At 70.7% G+C, this 17,246-nt stretch carries 14 protein-coding genes and 1 pseudogene; 7 read left to right on the top strand and 8 right to left on the bottom strand.

What is annotated here, in order from left to right:
- Nucleotides 1-6: 6 nt before the first annotated feature.
- A pseudogene (locus tag FK531_RS10360) lies at nucleotides 7-1,056 on the bottom strand (acyltransferase family protein); the annotation flags it as partial.
- 207 nt (nucleotides 1,057-1,263) lie between these two features.
- On the opposite strand from FK531_RS10360, the gene pgfA reads away from it, so the two are divergent.
- On the top strand, nucleotides 1,264-2,457 hold the full coding sequence (gene pgfA, locus FK531_RS10355; protein WP_142098843.1) for a cell envelope lipid trafficking protein PgfA: 1,194 nt from the start codon (nucleotides 1,264-1,266) through the stop codon (nucleotides 2,455-2,457).
- Between the two features lie 88 nt (nucleotides 2,458-2,545).
- Here pgfA and FK531_RS10350 read toward each other — a convergent pair whose 3' ends face one another.
- The 4 genes from FK531_RS10350 to FK531_RS10335 form a co-directional block, all read right to left on the bottom strand.
- Nucleotides 2,546-4,942, bottom strand: coding sequence for an ATP-binding cassette domain-containing protein (locus tag FK531_RS10350; protein ID WP_142098793.1), 2,397 nt, complete (start codon nucleotides 4,940-4,942; stop codon nucleotides 2,546-2,548).
- A 72-nt stretch (nucleotides 4,943-5,014) separates the two neighbouring features.
- A complete protein-coding gene (locus tag FK531_RS10345; RefSeq protein ID WP_142098778.1) occupies nucleotides 5,015-5,626 on the bottom strand; it encodes a VOC family protein in 612 nt (203 codons plus the stop codon).
- 1 nt (nucleotide 5,627) lies between these two features.
- Nucleotides 5,628-6,038 carry a VOC family protein gene (locus tag FK531_RS10340; RefSeq protein ID WP_142098775.1) on the bottom strand — a complete coding sequence of 137 codons (411 nt, stop codon included), beginning with the start codon at nucleotides 6,036-6,038 and terminating at the stop codon, nucleotides 5,628-5,630.
- A 10-nt stretch (nucleotides 6,039-6,048) separates the two neighbouring features.
- Nucleotides 6,049-6,489: a helix-turn-helix transcriptional regulator gene (locus tag FK531_RS10335; protein WP_142098771.1), complete on the bottom strand. Its 441-nt coding sequence runs from the start codon at nucleotides 6,487-6,489 to the stop codon at nucleotides 6,049-6,051.
- Nucleotides 6,490-6,630: 141 nt separating this feature from the next.
- Here FK531_RS10335 and FK531_RS10330 point away from each other — a divergent pair, with 141 nt between their 5' ends.
- Nucleotides 6,631-7,386 carry a Mut7-C RNAse domain-containing protein gene (locus tag FK531_RS10330; protein WP_142098767.1) on the top strand — a complete coding sequence of 252 codons (756 nt, stop codon included), beginning with the start codon at nucleotides 6,631-6,633 and terminating at the stop codon, nucleotides 7,384-7,386.
- A gap of 47 nt (nucleotides 7,387-7,433) precedes the next feature.
- Here the strand turns inward: FK531_RS10330 and FK531_RS10325 are convergent, their stop codons facing one another.
- Nucleotides 7,434-8,660, bottom strand: a complete 1,227-nt coding sequence (locus tag FK531_RS10325) for a polysaccharide biosynthesis protein (protein ID WP_142098764.1) — start codon at nucleotides 8,658-8,660, stop codon at nucleotides 7,434-7,436.
- Between the two features lie 42 nt (nucleotides 8,661-8,702).
- On the opposite strand from FK531_RS10325, the gene FK531_RS10320 reads away from it, so the two are divergent.
- On the top strand, nucleotides 8,703-10,556 hold the full coding sequence (locus tag FK531_RS10320) for an MmpA family trehalose lipid delivery protein (protein ID WP_142098762.1): 1,854 nt from the start codon (nucleotides 8,703-8,705) through the stop codon (nucleotides 10,554-10,556).
- Here the strand turns inward: FK531_RS10320 and FK531_RS10315 are convergent.
- Complete coding sequence (locus FK531_RS10315) at nucleotides 10,491-11,720, bottom strand: glycosyltransferase family 4 protein (RefSeq protein ID WP_142098756.1); 1,230 nt, start codon at nucleotides 11,718-11,720, stop codon at nucleotides 10,491-10,493. The two genes, FK531_RS10320 and FK531_RS10315, sit on opposite strands and share 66 nt — an antisense overlap.
- Before the next feature lie 149 nt (nucleotides 11,721-11,869).
- Between FK531_RS10315 and FK531_RS10310 the strand changes: the two genes are divergently transcribed.
- The 4 genes from FK531_RS10310 to FK531_RS10295 all read left to right on the top strand — a co-directional run bounded on the left by FK531_RS10310 (nucleotide 11,870) and on the right by FK531_RS10295 (nucleotide 16,490).
- Nucleotides 11,870-12,625: a class I SAM-dependent methyltransferase gene (locus tag FK531_RS10310; RefSeq protein ID WP_142099547.1), complete on the top strand. Its 756-nt coding sequence runs from the start codon at nucleotides 11,870-11,872 to the stop codon at nucleotides 12,623-12,625.
- A gap of 75 nt (nucleotides 12,626-12,700) precedes the next feature.
- Nucleotides 12,701-13,588: an ROK family protein gene (locus FK531_RS10305; protein WP_142098754.1), complete on the top strand. Its 888-nt coding sequence runs from the start codon at nucleotides 12,701-12,703 to the stop codon at nucleotides 13,586-13,588.
- Between the two features lie 129 nt (nucleotides 13,589-13,717).
- Nucleotides 13,718-14,941: a phosphotransferase family protein gene (locus FK531_RS10300; protein WP_142098752.1), complete on the top strand. Its 1,224-nt coding sequence runs from the start codon at nucleotides 13,718-13,720 to the stop codon at nucleotides 14,939-14,941.
- Between the two features lie 100 nt (nucleotides 14,942-15,041).
- On the top strand, nucleotides 15,042-16,490 hold the full coding sequence (locus FK531_RS10295) for an aldehyde dehydrogenase (protein ID WP_142098751.1): 1,449 nt from the start codon (nucleotides 15,042-15,044) through the stop codon (nucleotides 16,488-16,490).
- Between the two features lie 143 nt (nucleotides 16,491-16,633).
- Here FK531_RS10295 and FK531_RS10290 read toward each other — a convergent pair whose 3' ends face one another.
- Entirely contained in the window at nucleotides 16,634-17,164 is a 531-nt protein-coding gene (locus FK531_RS10290) for a hypothetical protein (protein ID WP_142098749.1), read from the bottom strand.
- Nucleotides 17,165-17,246 lie beyond the last annotated feature (82 nt).

Genomic DNA, 17,246 nt, shown 5'->3' with positions numbered 1-17,246 from the left:
AAGGCTCAGGGCCAGCGTCACCACCAGTACGAACAGGAACTGGCCCTGGAACGGCAGGATGCCGAAGACCGGGAACACGATCGAGAGCACCGCGAGGTGCCAGATGAACAACCCGTACGACCAGCGGCCGACCGCGAGGGCGACGGGGCCCGCCAGCCACCGGTGCGGACGGGCGACGTCCAGCACCAGCGGCGCGAGCAGCGCGAACGCCAGCACGCCGCCGAGCACGATCTTGGTCGAGTACTGCCATGGCGCCGCCCGCACCAGCCCCTCCGGACCGGCCAGGTCGGTGCACGCGAGAGCGAAGGCCACCACTGCGATCGTCGCCATCACCCCGCGACGCCGGGCCAGCCGGTGCACCGGACCGTCCGGGAGCATCGCCAGTTCGGCGAGCAGCATGCCCGCACCGAACCAGGGCAGGTACCCGGGCAGCCAGTTGTCGGAGTGGATGCCGTCCGGCGTGGGAACCGGTACGTACACCCAGGCAAGGCTGACCGCCGCCGCGCCGAGCAGCACGGGGATGCGCCACCTCGCCGCGGGCCCCCGCAGTCGCGACAGTGCCAGCGCGATCAGCGGCAGCAGCGCGTAGAACGCCACCTCGACGGACAGGCTCCACATCTGGGTCAGGCCGTCGGTCAGGGTCAACGGCACGAACACCTGGACCAGACCGAGGTTGGCGGCCCACACCCGCCAGCCGCCGCCGGCCGCGGGCAGGAACAGCAGCACCACGACCACCACCACCCAGTAGGCGGGCAGGATGCGCGCCGCACGGTGCAGGAAGTAGCGACCGGTCGGGGGTTGTTTCCCCAGCCCGCGGGCCGTGGCGGCGTGCGGGCGCCAGAGCAGGAAGCCCGACAGCGCGAAGAACACCGCGACCGCGAGGTCGAAGCGCCCCCACACCCTCCCCAGCACCGGGGTGGACCCCGCACCGGTCTGGAAGGCCACGTGGGTGATCAGCACGCCGATCGCGGCCAGCCCGCGCATCCCGTCGAGTGCCGGGACGAAGCCCCGGACCGGACCGACCGTCGACGGCGCGGGCGCTGCATTGGTATCCATTTGGCGTCCAGTGTGCCCCGGCATGCTCGGAGCGCGGCACGGAGCCGAGTTCCTTACGGTGTCCGATATCCGGCGTGCCAGCTCAACAGGACCCCCGACACTGTTACTGTCTGGCTCACTGAGTGTCACGATTCGGGCACTCTGCGCTCGGCGCGGCGCACAGTCGTGCCACGGGGACGGCTCATCGGAGACGAAGGAGATTCACAGATGGCGGAACGCTCAGGGCCGAGCAGGACACTCGCCTGCATTCTGGTGGGGCTCGGCGCTTTCCTACTGGCAGCCGCACTGCTGATCCCGACGTACACGGTGGGCAAGCTCAAGAAGACCCCGCTGGACCTCGAGGTCACCACCGTCGCCACCGGTAACGGAGACGTCCTCGACTCGAAGTCTCTGACCTCCGGCAAGGCCGTCGTCAACACCAACGTGCCGCTCGTCGCACAGCGCTACGTCACCGTCGTCGACCCGTCCAACGCGAACGACATCACCGTCCAGGCCGGTCAGACGCTGCGCCGCACCGACAAGCAGGGTGACACCGGCCTGCTCACCGCGACCGTCGACACGGTGACCGTCGACCGGGTCAGCTCGATGCCGGTCCCGGGTGGCACCAGCACCATCCAGACCGACGCGAACAAGCCCGCCGACGAGGTCGAGCGCGACGGCCTGCAGTACAAGTGGCCGTTCGACGCCGAGAAGAAGTCGTACCCGTACTACGACATCAACGCCCGCCAGACTCACGACATCGACTTCGTCGAGGAGACCGAGATCAACGGGATGAAGGTGTACCACTACAACCAGAAGGTCGCGCCCGTCGACCTGTCGAAGGTGGTCTCCTCGCCGACGAACAAGCTGACCTTCCCGGCCTCCGTCTGGGGGGTCGAGGGCGGCGACGCGCCCGTCACGATGACCCGCTGGTACACCAACGAGCGTGACACCTGGGTCGACCCGGAGACCGGCGTCGTCGTCAAGGGCCAGGAGAAGCTGTACCAGTACTACGCCCGCACCGCTGACAAGCCCGAGGTCACGGTGCTCAAGGCGACGCTGCCGTTCGACGAGCAGACCATCGAGTACCAGGTCCAGCAGGCCAAGGACGGCCAGGACAAGCTGGCGATCTTCGGCCGCACCGTGCCGATCGTCGCGGGCATCCTCGGCGTCATCGCGCTGATCGCCGGCATCTACCTCGGTACCCGCGGACGCGGCCCGAAGAACCCGGCCGTCGCGACCGGTCCCGCCACCACCCCGGACGCACCCGGCGTGAACCTCGACAAGCGGAGCGACTCCGGCTACGACTCCCGGGACGCCGACACCGAGATGATCCCGAGGCAGGACTGGACCACGGACCAGACGGAGCAGTTCCCGGCCGTCGACCCGCGCGACCAGGATCCGCCGACCACCCGGCTGTAGCCACACCCTCAGCGAAAGGGCCCGCACTCGACTCGAGTGCGGGCCCTTTCGCTGTGCCCGGACAGTGGCGCTTCCGCGCCGGCCCAGATCAGGCTCCGACGTAGGCCGCCAGGTGCTCGCCGGTGAGGGTGGAGCGGGCGGCGACGAGGTCGGCGGGGGTGCCCTCGAAGACGATCCGGCCGCCGTCGTGACCCGCACCGGGGCCGAGGTCGATGATCCAGTCGGCGTGCGCCATGACCGCCTGGTGGTGCTCGATGACGATGACCGACTTGCCGGAGTCGACGAGCCGGTCCAGCAGGCCGAGCAGGTTCTCGACGTCGGCGAGGTGCAGACCGGTCGTCGGCTCGTCGAGGATGTAGACCTCGCCCTTCTCGGCCATGGCGGTGGCGAGCTTGAGACGCTGCCGTTCGCCGCCGGACAGCGTGGTCAGCGGCTGACCGATCTTGACGTACCCGAGCCCGACGTCCACCAGACGGTCCAGAATCCTGTGCGCCGCAGGGATCTTCGAGTCCGCTGCTCCCTCCCTGCCGCTGAAGAACTCCTCGGCCTGCGCCACCGACATCGTGAGCACCTCGTCGATGTTCCTGCCGCCGAACGTGTAGTCGAGCACCTCGGCCTGGAACCTCTTGCCCTCGCACACCTCGCACGGCGTCGCGACGCCGGCCATCATCGCCAGGTCGGAGTACACGACGCCGGCGCCGTTGCAGTTGGGGCACGCACCCTCGGAGTTGGCGCTGAACAGCCCGGGCTTGACGCCGTTGGCCTTCGCGAACGCCTTGCGGATGTGGTCGAGCAGACCGGTGTACGTCGCGGGGTTGCTGCGCCGGGACCCCTTGATGGCGCCCTGGTCGATCGAGACGACACCGTCACGCTTTGACAGCGAACCGTCGATCAGCGAGCTCTTGCCCGACCCGGCCACACCGGTCACCACGACGAGCACACCGAGCGGGATGTCCACGTCGACGTCCTGCAGATTGTGAGTGTCGGCGCCGCGCACCTCCAGCGCCCCCGTGGAGGTCCGCACCGCGGGCTTCACCGACGCCCGGTCGTCGAAGTGCTTGCCGGTGAGGGTGCCGCTCGAGCGCAGGTCCTCCACGGTGCCCTCGAACACGATCTCACCGCCCTCGGTGCCGGCGCGTGGGCCGAGGTCGACGACGTGATCGGCGATCGCGATCGCCTCCGGCTTGTGCTCGACGACCAGCACCGTGTTGCCCTTGTCCCGCAACTGCAGCAGCAGCCCGTTCATCCGCGCGATGTCGTGCGGGTGCAGACCGATGGTCGGCTCGTCGAAGACGTACGTGACATCGGTGAGCGACGAGCCGAGGTGGCGAATCAGCTTGGTGCGCTGCGCTTCTCCACCCGACAGCGTGCCCGCCGGGCGGTCGAGGCTGAGGTAGCCGAGGCCGATCTCCACGAAGGAGTCGAGGGTCTCGCTCAGGGACTTCACCAGCGGCGCCACCGTTTTCGCGTCCACACCGCGCACCCACTCGGCGAGATCGCTGATCTGCATCTTGCAGGCGTCGGCGATGCTGACGCCGTCGATCTTCGACGACCGCGCCTCCGCGCTGAGCCGCGTGCCCTCGCAGTCGGGGCACGTCTGGAACGTGATCGCGCGATCGACGAATGCCCGGATGTGCGGCTGCATCGCCTCACGGTCCTTGGACAGGAACGACTTCTGGATCTTCGGGATCAGGCCCTCGAAGGTGACGTTGACGCCGTCGACCTTGACCTTCGTCGGCTCCTTGTACAGCAGGTCGTTCACCTGCTTCTTGGTGAACTTCGCGATCGGCTTGTCGGGGTCGAAGAAGCCGCAGCCTCGGTAGATGCGGCCGTACCAGCCGTCCATGCTGTAGCCGGGGATGGTCAGCGCACCCTCGTTGAGCGACTTGCTGTCGTCGTACAGGGCGGTCAGGTCGAAGTCGGAGACGCTGCCCCGGCCCTCGCAGCGCAGACACATGCCACCGGTGATGCTGAAGCTGCGACGCTCCTTCACCTCCCGGCCGCCCTTCTCCATGGTGATCGCGCCGGCACCGCTGACCGAAGCGACGTTGAACGAGAACGCCTGCGACGAACCGATGTGCGGCGTCCCGAGCCGGCTGAACAGGATCCGCAGCATCGCGTTCGCGTCGGTCGCGGTGCCGACGGTGGAGCGCGGGTTGGCGCCCATCCGCTCCTGGTCGACGATGATCGCCGTCGTGAGCCCCTCGAGCACGTCGACGTCCGGCCGCGCCATCGTCGGCATGAAGCCCTGCACGAAGGCGCTGTACGTCTCGTTGATCATCCGCTGCGACTCCGCGGCGATCGTGGCGAACACCAGCGAACTCTTGCCCGAGCCGGAGACGCCGGTGAACACCGTCAGCCTCCGCTTCGGGAGTTCGACGCTGACGTTCTTGAGGTTGTTCTCCCGCGCGCCGTGCACGCGGATCAGGTCGTGGCTGTCGGCGGCGCGGCGCCCGGTCGACTGCGTCTTCGTCGTCGTGGCCATGCTCACGTTGTCTCCATCCCTCGAGCGGAGCCGCCTTCGCGGCCTGCGGTCTCTGTCCCTACCCGAACATCGTCATACGGACGCGGTCTCCCACGCGAAGCCGTCCGGATCGGTGAACGATCCGGCGTCGCTGCCGATGACGATCCGGTGCGATCCGGTGCCGTCCGGGGCGACCCCGGCGTCCTTCGCGAGGGCACGGCGCCCGTAGAGCGCCAGCTTGACGTTCTCGGGCGGCGTGGCGAACTCGACGTACTTGCGTCCGTAACTCTTCGCCACTTCCAGCCCGCGATCGACGTAGAACTGCTTGCTCGCCTTGACGTCCTCGACGCCGAGCAACAGCACGATGTCGTCGAGCCGCCGTGCGGCCGGTCCGGTGTCCTTCTTCGAGGACGTCGCGACCTTCCAGATCGCTCCGTCCGGGGCCTGCACGACACCGCCGTAACCCCAGAAGCCCTTCTTCGCCGGCTTCAGTGCGGTGGCGCCGCCGTCGAGGGCGGACCCGATGAACATGTCGACGTTGCTCGGCTGGGACACCACGAGCGACAGCGTGTACCCGCGGAATCCGGTCGTCGGTACCTCCGCGGCGCGCACGTTCACGTGGGCGCCGAGACCGAAGGTGTCGTAGAAGGCCTCGGCCGCACCGGTGTCGGGCACGTCGAGGGTGAGGGATGCGATGGAGGTCATGTCAGTTCACCTCGTTGATGCGGAGAAGGTTGCCTGCGGGGTCGCGAACCGCGCAGTCGCGGATGCCGTACGGCTGCTCGATCGGCTCCTGGACGATGTCCGCGCCACTCGCCTCCAGCTCCGCGAAGGTCTTGTCGAGGTCGGGGGTGGCCAGTGTGAGGATCGCGTACGTCCCCTTGGCCATCATCTCGGTGATCGTGCGCCGCTCGTCGTCGGTGATGCCCGGGTCCGCGGCCGGCGGGTGCAGGACCAGGGACGTGCCCGGCTGGTCCGGGTGGCCGACCGTGATCCAGTACATCCCGTTGTAACCGACCTCCTTGCGGACCTCGAAGCCGAGGATGTCGCGGTAGAAGGCCAGCGCTGCGTCGCGGTCGTCGTGGGGGAGGAATGCCGAATGAATGGTGATGTTCATGACGATCACGCTAGGCGCGGGTCTGGGTCGACGCTTCTCGATTCCTGATCGGTCTGGTGACCTGCTTCGTGACGCACGACGGCATCTCCGCCTCGGGCCGCGTCTGGTCCCGGTAGACGCTCGGCGGCACACCGACCAACTCGGTGAAGCGGGTGCTGAAGGTGCCCAGCGACGAGCAGCCGACCGCGAAGCAGACCTCGGTGACGCTGAGGTCGCCGCGCCGCAGCAGCGCCATCGCACGCTCGATCCGCCGCGTCATCAGGTACGCGTACGGCGACTCGCCGTACGCGAGCCGGAACTGGCGACTGAGGTGCCCGGCCGAGATGTGCACGCCGCGTGCGAGTGCCTCGACGTCCAGCGGCTGCGCGTACTCCCGGTCGATCCGGTCGCGCACGCGCCGCAGCAGCGTGAGGTCGCGACGGCGCTGCTCCGCGGTGGGACTGTTGGTCACCTCCGCGATCGTGCCACGTCGCAGCGGAGTTGTCCGGCCCCGCACGTGAGCTTCGCCGGCAGTGCGATCGCGGGGCGATGCGGCGGGGCGGGCGCGGGCGTAGGTTCACGGTCGAGACGCCTGCTGTCGAGACTTTCCACCATGCGCGCACCCCGGCACCGCTGCGAGTTCCGCTTCTACGAGGAGCTGAACGACTTCCTGGCGCCCGCCCTGCGCAAGCGAACCTTCCCGCACACCTTCGACGGCACCCCCTCGGTCAAGGACCGGATCGAGTCGCTTGGCGTGCCGCACACCGAGGTGGACCTGGTGCTGGTGGACGGCGTCTCGGTCGGCTTCGACCGTCTACTGCGCGGCGGCGAGCGGGTCGCGGTGTACCCGATGTTCGAGCGGCTCGACCTGACCGGCGTCACCCGACTGCGGCCGCGACCGCTGCGCGAGCCCCGCTTCGTCCTCGACGTGCACCTCGGCCGGCTCGCGTCGTACCTACGACTGCTCGGATTCGACTGCAGCTACCGCAACGACCTCGACGACGACGAACTGATGACGATCTCGTTGGCCGAGTCCCGGACACTGCTGACCCGCGACGTCGGACTGCTCGGCCGGGCCGCCCTGACCCACGGCGCGTTCGTGCACGAGACCGACCCGAGACGTCAACTGCGCGAGGTACTCGACCGATTCCAGTTACATTCGCGGACAAGACCTTTCACCCGGTGCGCGCGATGCAACGGCATACTCGTGCGGGTCCCGGGCGCGCAGGTGGTCGGGCAGGTCCCCGCCCAGGTCGCGCGCGAGCAGTCCGAGTTCAGCCGATGCCCGGACTGCGGTCGGGTGTACTGGCCGGGAGGTCACCTGGTGCGGCTGCGTCGCCGGCTCGCGGAGGTCGGGGTCGTGTTGTGAGCCCATGCCGCCGGAGCCCCGCCGGGGTGAAGGGAACCTTCAACCAGTCAGACCGGGCGAGGGGTCCCCTCACCCGGTAGGTGGGGCGGCGTGTCGGCACCGCGCAGGGCGGCCACGCTCACCAGGGCGGCCGTCACCGCCGCGCAGGCGACCGTGATCAGGATCAGCTGCCGCATGCTCGACGCCACCGTCAGGATGAGCGTCACCTCGACCGCCAGCCCCGCCCACGCGACCAACGCCAGCAGGGTGCGCTCGCGGGCGATCGCGGACAACAGCGCGCCCTGCAGGACCGCCAGGCACGCGCCGTCCAGCGCGAACGCCCACAGCAGTCCCTGCACCGACGCGTAGTCCCGGCCCGCCAGCAGCGGCGCCAACGGCGCGGCCAGCGCGGCCGCGGCGACCATCACCGCCCCGAGCCCGACCAGCACTCCGAGCGCGGACCGGATCGCCCCCGCCGAGTGCGCGGGGTTGGCCATCCGTGGATACAGCACCACCCCGACCGCTGCAGGCAACCAGAACGCGATCTTCGTCGCGACCGCACCGAGGGCGTACTGCCCGGCCTGCGCCTCGTCGAGCACCACCCGGGACAGCAGCAGGTCCACCGAGGACAGGGCGATCAACGCGAGCTGCACCTGCGAGGCCCGCAGCACCGCGGCCACACCCACTGCCGGCGGCGCGGTCTCGGCGACCGAGCCGACCTCGCGGCCCACCACCACCCGCGCCCCCGCCGCCACCACCGCGGTACCGACCGCGGTGGCGACCAGCGCGACCCCGGGACCGCCCCCGACCGCGAGCACCGCGACCGCCGGAACCTTCGCCACGCCCGCCGCGGCGAGCACGACGCTCAGCTCCCGGAACCGGCCTCGGCCCTGCAGCAGTCCCTGCTCGGCGGCCAGCAGGACCAGCACCGGCGCGGTCAGCAGCGCCGCAGCGGTCGCCCCGACCGAGGTGTGCAGGGCTGCCGCGACCGGGACCACCAGCAGCGCGGCGAGCACCGCGACGATCGCCGCGCACCGCAGGCCGAGCCGTCGCAGCGCATCCGCCCCGCTGCCGAGCACCACCTCACGCGCGACGACCGTCTGCAGGGCCAGCGCGGGCACCGCGAGCACGAGCTGGGCCGCCAGCAGGGAGGCGAACTCCCCGTAGCCGGCGGGACCGAGCCAGGTGGCGGCGAACAGCTGCAACAGATACGCGGCCACGTTCGCGGTCATCGACCCGATCGTCACCATCGTCATCCCGGCCGCCGCGGAGGTGGCGGCGGCGCGAGGTGTCATGCGCCCATGATCGCACCGACGCCTCCGCACTAGTCTCGAGCCATGATCGCGCGGCCCGCCGGGCTTCCCCGGGCCGTGCCCAGCCTGTACAGCCTGGCGTTGGCGATGCTGATCCTCGGACCGCTGCTCGGCCCCGGCCACCTGCTGCTGCGCGACGCGGTGAGCACCCCGCGCTCGTACCTGACCGACTCGGCGCTGGGCCTGACCGACGCGGCCGCGCGTGCGGTCCCGCAGGACGCGCTGCTGGCCGTGCTGTCGCCGGTGCTCGACGGCGGACTGGTGGTCAAGGCGATCCTGCTGGCCGCGCTGTGGCTGGCCGGGTGGGGCGCCGCGCGGATGGTCGCGACGCTGTTGCCGACGGCCGGGCTCGGCGCGCAACTGCTCGCGTCCACGGTGACGCTGTGGAATCCGTACGTCGCCGAGCGGCTGCTGCAGGGGCACTGGAGCCTGCTGACCGGGTACGCGGCGTTGCCGTGGACGGTGCTCGCGATGTACCGACTGCGCCGCACGGGCCGTCCGTGGTCGTGGCGGGCGTGGAGTCCGCTCGCCGTCGCGCTGGCCGCGGCCGCCCTGACCCCGACCGGTGCGCTGCTCGCCGCGACGCTCGCGCTGGTCCTCGCGGCGGTGCCGGGTGGTGTGGGCGCGCGGTGGTCGCGGCTGGCGTTGACGGCGACCACCGCGGTGCTGGCGTCGGCGCCGTGGCTGACGGCGACCGCCCTGTCCGGTGCCGGGGCGCAGGGTTCGGACCCGGCGGGGGTCGCCGCGTTCGCCGCCCGCGCCGAACCCGGGCTCGGAACCCTCGGCAGTCTGGCCGGACTGGGCGGGATCTGGAACTCGGAAGCGCTGCCGGGCAGCCGATCCGGACTGTGGGCGCCGGCCGGGACCGTCGTCGTGCTGGCGATCGTCGTCTGCGGGCTGCCCGCGTTGTGGCTGGGGGTACCTCCCGCTCGCGGGGGACGGCGCGGCAACCCGGTGCTCGTCGCGCTGGCGGTCGTCGCCGCGACGGCCGTCGTGCTGCCCGCGCTGGGCGCGACCGGGTGGGGGTTGCAGGCGGGCGAGTGGGCGGTGGTCCACGTGCCCGGCGCCGGACTGCTGCGCGACGCCCAGAAGTGGGTGGCGCTGGCGGTCCCGTTCTACGCGCTGGCCGCGGCGGCGGGGGTGCCCGACCTGGCGCGGCTGTGCCGTCGGGTGTTCGGCGATCGCGGAGGACTTCCACCGCCAGCCGACAGGAAGACCTCAGGATCGGCCGCCGCCGCGGTCGGGATCGTCGCGCTGCTGATCGCCCTGCCGGACCTGGCGTGGGGTGTCGGCGGCGCGCTGCGACCGGTGCACTACCCGCCGTCCTGGGCTGCCGTCGGGGCGGAGCTCGACGGCCAGGAGGGCGACGTCGCGGTGCTGCCCGGCGGGACGTTCCGCAGGTTCCCGTACACCGGTACCGCACCGGTCCTCGATCCGGCGCCGCGGATGCTGCCGCTGGACGTGCCACAGACCGGTCGGCTGGTCGTCGGGTCGCGCCACGACCCGACCTTCACCGGCGGCAGCTTCATCGAGATCGGCGGCGAGGGCGACCGCGCCGAACAGGTCGAGGCGGTGCTGCTCGGTGGCATGGACCCGCGGCACCTGGCGGACCTCGGGGTGGGTTGGGTGCTCGTCGAACGGGACTCGTCCGGGCCGCTCGACTTCGCCGAGGGCACCCTCGCGCAACTGGAGCCGGTGTTCGCCGACGAGCACCTGTCGCTGTACCGGGTGCCCGGTGAGCTGACCCCGGTGCCGGACCGTCCGGCTGCTCGGGGCGCGGCGGTCGCCGCGCACCTCGTGTGGGCGGCGCTGCTAGCCGGCGGCGCGCTCGGCTGCGTGCTCGGCCGGTACCGCCGGAATCGGGCCGATCAGGCCTGAGACGTACCGGCCCGCGGCGGATTCGGCGAGCACGGTGTGCACCCCGACGGCGGTCTGCGTCCACGAGAACTCCGCGGCCCGGCCGCGGGCCTTCTCACCGAGCTCGGCGCGGCGCTCGGCGTCCACCAGCAGCTGCTCGACGGCGTCCGTCAGCGCAGCCACCTCGTCGGTGGTGCCCGCGATCTCGCCGCCGACGACCAGTCCGGTCACCCCGTCGACGATCGAGTCGGTCAGGCCACGCGAGCTGCGGTAGCCGACGGTCGGGACGCCGTGCAGGGCCGCCTCGATCACCGCGAGTCCCCAGCCCTCCTTGCGGGACGGCATCACGTGCACCCAGGCGCGCGAGAGCAGTTCGTGCTTGCGCTCCTCGTCGACGTGCCCGTGGAAGGTCACCGCGTCGGCGATACCGAGGTCGTGCGCGTGACCGCGCAGGTTCTCCTCCCACCAGCCGCCGCCGATCACGTCCAGGTGCAGTCCGGGGGTGCGCGCCCGCAGCGTCGCGACCGCGGTGAGGGCGTCCTCGATCTGCTTGTGCGGCACCAGCCGCGACAGCACGCAGATGCTCGGGTGCACGGTCCGGGTGTCGTCGTCGCCGGAGCGGACGGTCGGCGGGACGGTGTCGGCGCCGTTGCGGACCACCGCGACCCGCTCGGCGTCGACACCGAGGGCGGACAGTTCCTCCGCGGACGGCAGCGAGACGGTCAGGTACTGGTTGCGCCGGTGCACGCGCGGCGACAGCACCGACTCGACCCACCAGCCGATCCGGCCGATCAGCCGTCCCGCGACCGGCCACTGCTCACGGTGGCAGTGATGCACCAGCACGGTGATCGGCGCGCCCGCGACCGCCCGCGCGAAGAACGGGATCCCGTTCTGGGTGTCGACGACGGCGTCGGGCGAGATGCCTCGGAGCGGTCCGAAGCCGAGCCGGCCCGCGGCGATCGCGGCCAGCGCGCGGGGGTAGACCGTGAACCGGCCGCCGCCACGGCTGATCCGGATGCCGTCGACAGTCTCCTCGCGCGGCGCGCCGGGGTAACGGGCGGTGCGGAGGGTGACCTTGATGCCGCGGTCCGCGAGCCCGGCGCCCACCTGCTCGAGGTAGCGCTCGCTGCCGCCGCCTTGCGGATGCCCGGTGTCGCGCCAGCACAACAACAGAACCTCGCGCACGACTTCTCCTGGACCGTCGGATGTCACGACCGCGGCGCGGCCGCTGCTCACCATATCGGCTGCCGACCTCGGAAGGTTTCGTTACCTCCGGCCGCGGCGGGAGGTCGCCACGCCGCTCAGTAGGGTTGCCTCCCGTGACCGCGCTCCCCGTGACCCGCATCTTCGCCCGCCGGGCCACCCTCCGGCGGTCGGTGGGACTGCTCTCCGACTTCCGCTACGAACAGTCCGACCCGGACCGGTTCTACGGCGCGCTGGCCGGTGACTCGCTGGAGTTGATCGAGGACCTCTATGCCGGGATGACGGGGCAGAGCCTCGACGGTCGTACGGTCCTCGACGTCGGTGGCGGCCCCGGTTACTTCGCGGACGCGTTCCGTCGCGCCGGCGCCCGATACGTGCCGGTCGAGCCGGATCCCACCGAGATGCACGCGGCCGGGCTGCCCAGCCACGGCGGCATCCGCGGGTCGGGGATGGCGTTGCCTCTGCGGGACGACAGCGTCGACATCTGCTTCTCCTCCAATGTGGCCGAGCACGTGCCCGAGCCGTGGACGATGGCGGACGAGATGCTGCGGGTGACCAAGCCGGGCGGGATGATGGTGCTCTCGTACACGCTGTGGTGGGGTCCGTTCGGCGGTCACGAGACCGGCCCCTGGCACGTCCTCGGCGGCGAGTACGCGGCCCGCCGGTACGCACGCAAGCAGGGCCGCGAACCCAAGAACCGCTTCGGGGTGTCGCTGTTCGACGTCGGTGCGTCGGACGGGCTGCGCTGGGCACGGTCCACCGCAGACGGCGAGCTGCTCGCCGCGTTCCCGCGCTACCACCCGCGCTGGGCGTGGTGGATGGTCCGGTTGCCGTGGCTGCGCGAGGCGCTGGTCTCGAACCTCGTCGTGGTGCTGAAGAAGCGCTGACGCGCCCGTGCGCGCCGTTCACCCCGGCTGGGGTGTTTGGCGCTCACAGTGCCGCAGGCGCCTATTCTCCCCGCTATGACCGTTCTCGCCCTGGACATCGGCGGCACCAAGCTCGCGGCGGGACTGGTCTCCCCCGCCGGCGAACTGCTGCGCGAGCGACGGGTGCCCACGCCCACGACCGGCGTCTGGGAGGCGACCGAGACGCTGCTGCGTGAGGTGTCCGAGGGGCGCCCGGTGACGGCGGTGGGGATCGGCTCGGCCGGGCCGGTCGACGTCGAGGCGGGCGTGGTGGGCCCGCTCAACATCGCGCAGTGGCGCGAGGGCTTCCCCCTCGTGGACGCGGTCCGGTCCCTGTTCCCCGGCGCGCAGGTCCGACTCGCCGTCGACGGGGCCTGCTGCGCGCTCGCCGAGCAGCGTTTCGGCGCCGGCCGCGGCACCGCGAACCAGATCGGGATGATCGTCTCGACCGGCGTCGGCGGCGGCGTGATCCTCGACGGGCGCATCGTCGGCGGCCGGACCGGCAACGCCGGGCACATCGGTCACGTGGTGGTCCCGGGGGTGGACGACGTGCCGTGCGCATGCGGCGGATTCGGCTGCCTCGAGGCGGTCGCCAGCGGACCGTCCGCCGTCCGCTGGGCCAATGCCCGGGGCTGGGTCGGGTCGACGGGCCTCGAACTGTCCGAGTCCGCGAACGCGGGCGACGAGGTGGCGCTGGCGGCGCTGCATCGGGCCGGGACCGCGGTCGGCACGGCGATCACGTCGGCGGCCGCGCTCCTGGACCTCGAGTTGGCGGTGGTCGGTGGCGGCTTCGGGCAGTCGGGTGAGCCGCTGTGGGGGCCGATGGTCGAGGCAGCTGCCCGGCACGCGCGACTGTCCTTCAGCAGCGGGCTGCGGATCGTGCCCGCGGAGCTCGGCGGCCGCGCAACGCTGATCGGCGCGGGCGCATTGATGCTGGTCAGCTAGGTCGCTGGAGTTTCGTTACAGGTTCTCCCGAAATAGGGGCTGTTTTCACCCCCGCAAGTCTGTAACGTGTTCTAGTGTGCTTCTCACCACACTTCGGCTCCCCCACCGGGAACGACGGATCGAGGGCACGTGAGCACAACAGGAACCGCCCCGGACAACGCGGCCGAGATCGCCCGGCCGACCGATTCCAAACGCGACCCCGAACAACTGCGGCACGCTCTGCAGGTCTGGCTGGCCGGCCGCCTGCACGACGGTGCCGACCCCACGGTGAGCGGCGTCAGGCTCCCCGACGCCAACGGCATCTCCAGCGAAACCATCCTCTTCGACGCGACGTGGACCGAGTCGGCGGAGGACGCGCTCCCCGGAGCGGAGCCTGCGCAGCGAACCGAGAGCACAGCGGAAGACGGTCGACGGCGCGCCCACGAGCTGGTCGCCCGGGTCGAGCCGACCGCCGTCTCGATGCCGGTGTTCCCCAGCTACGACATGGACACCCAGTTCGCCGTGATGAAGGGCGTCGGTGAACTGTCGGACGTACCGGTACCCACCGCGTACTGGTCGGAGTCCGACCCGACTGCGCTCGGCGCGCCGTTCTTCGTGATGGAACGCATCGAGGGCACGGTCCCGCCCGACGTGATGCCCTACAACTTCGGGTCCTGGGTCTCCGAGGCCACCCCCGAGCAGCGTCGCACCCTGCAGGACGCCTCGGTGGACGTGCTGGCCCGACTGCACGCCGTCCCGGATCCGCAGCAGCACTTCGGTTTCCTGCGACTGCACGACGCGGGACCGAGCGCCGAGCAGTCGCTGCGGGCACACCTGGCGCGGCAGCGCGGGTTCTACGAGTGGGCGGCCGCGGACGGTCCGCGTTCGCCGCTGATCGAGCGCTGCCTGGACCGTCTGGAGGCGACGGTCCCGGCCGACGACTCCCCCGCGGTGCTGTGCTGGGGCGACTCACGGATCGGCAACATCATGTACCGGGACTTCGAGCCGGTGGCGGTGCTGGACTGGGAGATGGCGGCGCTCGGTCCGCGTGAGATGGACCTGGCGTGGATGATCTTCCTGCACAGGTTCTTCGAGGATCTCGCCACTCTCGCGGGCCTGCCCGGCCTGCCCGACTTCATGCGGCGCGAGGACATGGCGGCCCGGTACACCGAGCTGACCGGGCACAAGTGCGAGAACCTGGACTACTACAGCCTTTACGCTGCGCTGCGGCACGCGACGATCATGTTCCGCGTGCAGGCACGCGCGATCGCGTTCGGCCAGGCGCAGCAGCCCGCCGACCCCGACGACATGATCCTGCACCGCCCGACGCTCGAGGCGATGCTCGACGGCACCTACTGGTCGAGGGTGCCGTGACGTCAGCTTCGATCGAGCCGCACCCCGACCCCGGACCCGCCGACCACCGACCACAACCGCACCAGCACAACCAGACCGACACGAGCAAGGACTAATTCGAATGACTGACTACGACCAGCTCTACATCGGCGGCAAGTGGGTGGCCCCGGCCACCGACGAGCGCCTCGAGGTCTTCTCCCCCGCCACCGAGGAGCGGGTCGGCAGCGTTCCCGTCGCCGCACCCGCGGACATCGACGCCGCGATCGCGGCCGCGCGCACCGCACTCGAGACGGGCCCGTGGCCGCAGACCACCCCGGCGCAGCGTGCCGAGATCCTCCTCAAGGCGGCGAAGCTGATCGAGGAGCGCGCCGACGAGCTGTGCACGCTGATCACGGCCGAGATGGGCGCACCGCGCGCGGGCGTCGAGCTCATGCAGAAGACGCCGACGCTGGCCGTCCTGAACAGCTACGCGGCGCTGGCCGAGTCGTTCCCGTGGGAGGAGGAGCGCACCGGTCCGTTCGGTGTCTGCAAGGTCGTGCGCGAGCCGGTCGGTGTCGTCGCCGCGGTCATCGCCTGGAACGTCCCCCTGTTCCTGCTGGTCAACAAGCTGGCCCCGGCGATCCTCTCGGGCAGCACCCTGGTGCTCAAGCCCGCGCCGGAAACCCCGATGAACGCCAACCTGGTCGCGGAGATCTTCGCCGACGCCGGTCTGCCCGAGGGCGTGCTGTCCATCGTCCCCGGCGGCGCGGAGACCGGCGAGTACCTCGTCTCGCATCCCGACGTGGACAAGATCACCTTCACCGGCAGCAGCCCCGTGGGCCGCAAGATCGGCGCCATCGCCGCGCAGAACCTCAAGCGTTGTTCGCTCGAGCTCGGTGGCAAGTCCGCCGCGATCCTGCTCGAGGACATGGACGTCGCGGCCACCCTGCCGATGCTGGTGCTGTCGGGCCTGATGAACTCCGGCCAGGCGTGCGTCGGCCAGACCCGCATCCTGGCGCCGCGGTCGCGTTACGACGAGATCGTCGAGGCCATGGTCAATTTCGCCGGGTTCATGCCGATGGGCATGCCGGACGATCCGGCCGCGCAGCTCGGCCCGATCATCACCGCCAAGCAGCGCGACAAGGTCCTCGGCTACATCGAGAAGGGCAAGGAGGAGGGCGCCCGCATCGTCCTCGGCGGCGGTGTGCCGGCCGGCCTGGACACGGGCTACTTCGTCGAGCCGACCATCTTCGCGGACGTCGACAACTCGATGACGATCGCGCGCGAGGAGATCTTCGGACCCGTGCTGTCGGTGATCCCCTACGGCAGCGTCGACGAGGCCATCAAGATCGCCAACGACTCCGACTACGGCCTGGCCGGCTCGGTGTACACCACCGACGTCGAGAAGGGCCTCGAGGTCGCCAAGCAGATCCGCACCGGTACCTACGGAATCAACTGGTACGCCTTCGATCCGGGTTCCCCGTTCGGCGGCTACAAGAACTCCGGCATCGGCCGCGAGGGCGGCCCCGAGGGCCTCGACGAGTACTGCGAACTCAAGTCCATCCTGATGCCGCCCGGCTACGGCGCCTGAGCATCTGACGCGAACGCGCGCCGCACCTCTCGAAAGGTGCGGCGCGCGTTCGTCGTTTCGGGGGTCCGACCCCGATGATCCTGTGGGATTCCTCCCGCAATCCGGGAGGAATCCCCCAGGATCTCTTACGGAGACAGAACGGCTCAGCTGCCGAACGCAGGAAGCTCGGAACTGCCGATCGCGCTGAGATCCAACGACGTCACGAGAAGCATCTTCGGTGTCCCGACGACCGGGTGCTGGAGGTCGAAGAGATCGACGCATCCGCCGATGACGCCGTACAGGCCCTCGGGGATGTTCGCGACGCTGTTCGTCGCGGTCTGTCCGGGCAGCGCGCCGAACAGCGTGGCCGGGCTCGAGAAGGTCGGGTACACGACCACGCCCTGCTTGAGCAGCTTCGTCGGATCGGAGACCACGGCCGGCACGTCGGCGGCGTTGACGACGAATGCATTGCACCCGACCAGGCTCGGTGGGAGAAGGGTGCCGGCCGAATTCGGGTTGGTCACCGTCATCTTGATCGTCGTTCCCGAGGACGATGCCTCGACGACGGGCGGCTTGACGGTGGTCGCCGCGGACGCGGTCGCGGGCATCGTCATTGCCACGGCAGCCGCGGTCGCCGCGGTGATCGCGGCACCGCCGACGACTCGCTTGACGCTCTTCCGGGTGGTTTCTCGCATGTGTGACCCTTTCACATAAGCACGATCATCGGTTCCGAGGCCTCAGCATGTGCCGCGGCGCCGTGGAGACTGCAGAACGATA

This window comes from Rhodococcus spelaei, from assembly GCF_006704125.1.
Lineage (GTDB): Bacteria > Actinomycetota > Actinomycetes > Mycobacteriales > Mycobacteriaceae > Rhodococcus_G > Rhodococcus_G spelaei.
Note: the sequence above shows the minus strand (reverse complement) of the source record. Positions and strands in the feature narration are given on the sequence as shown.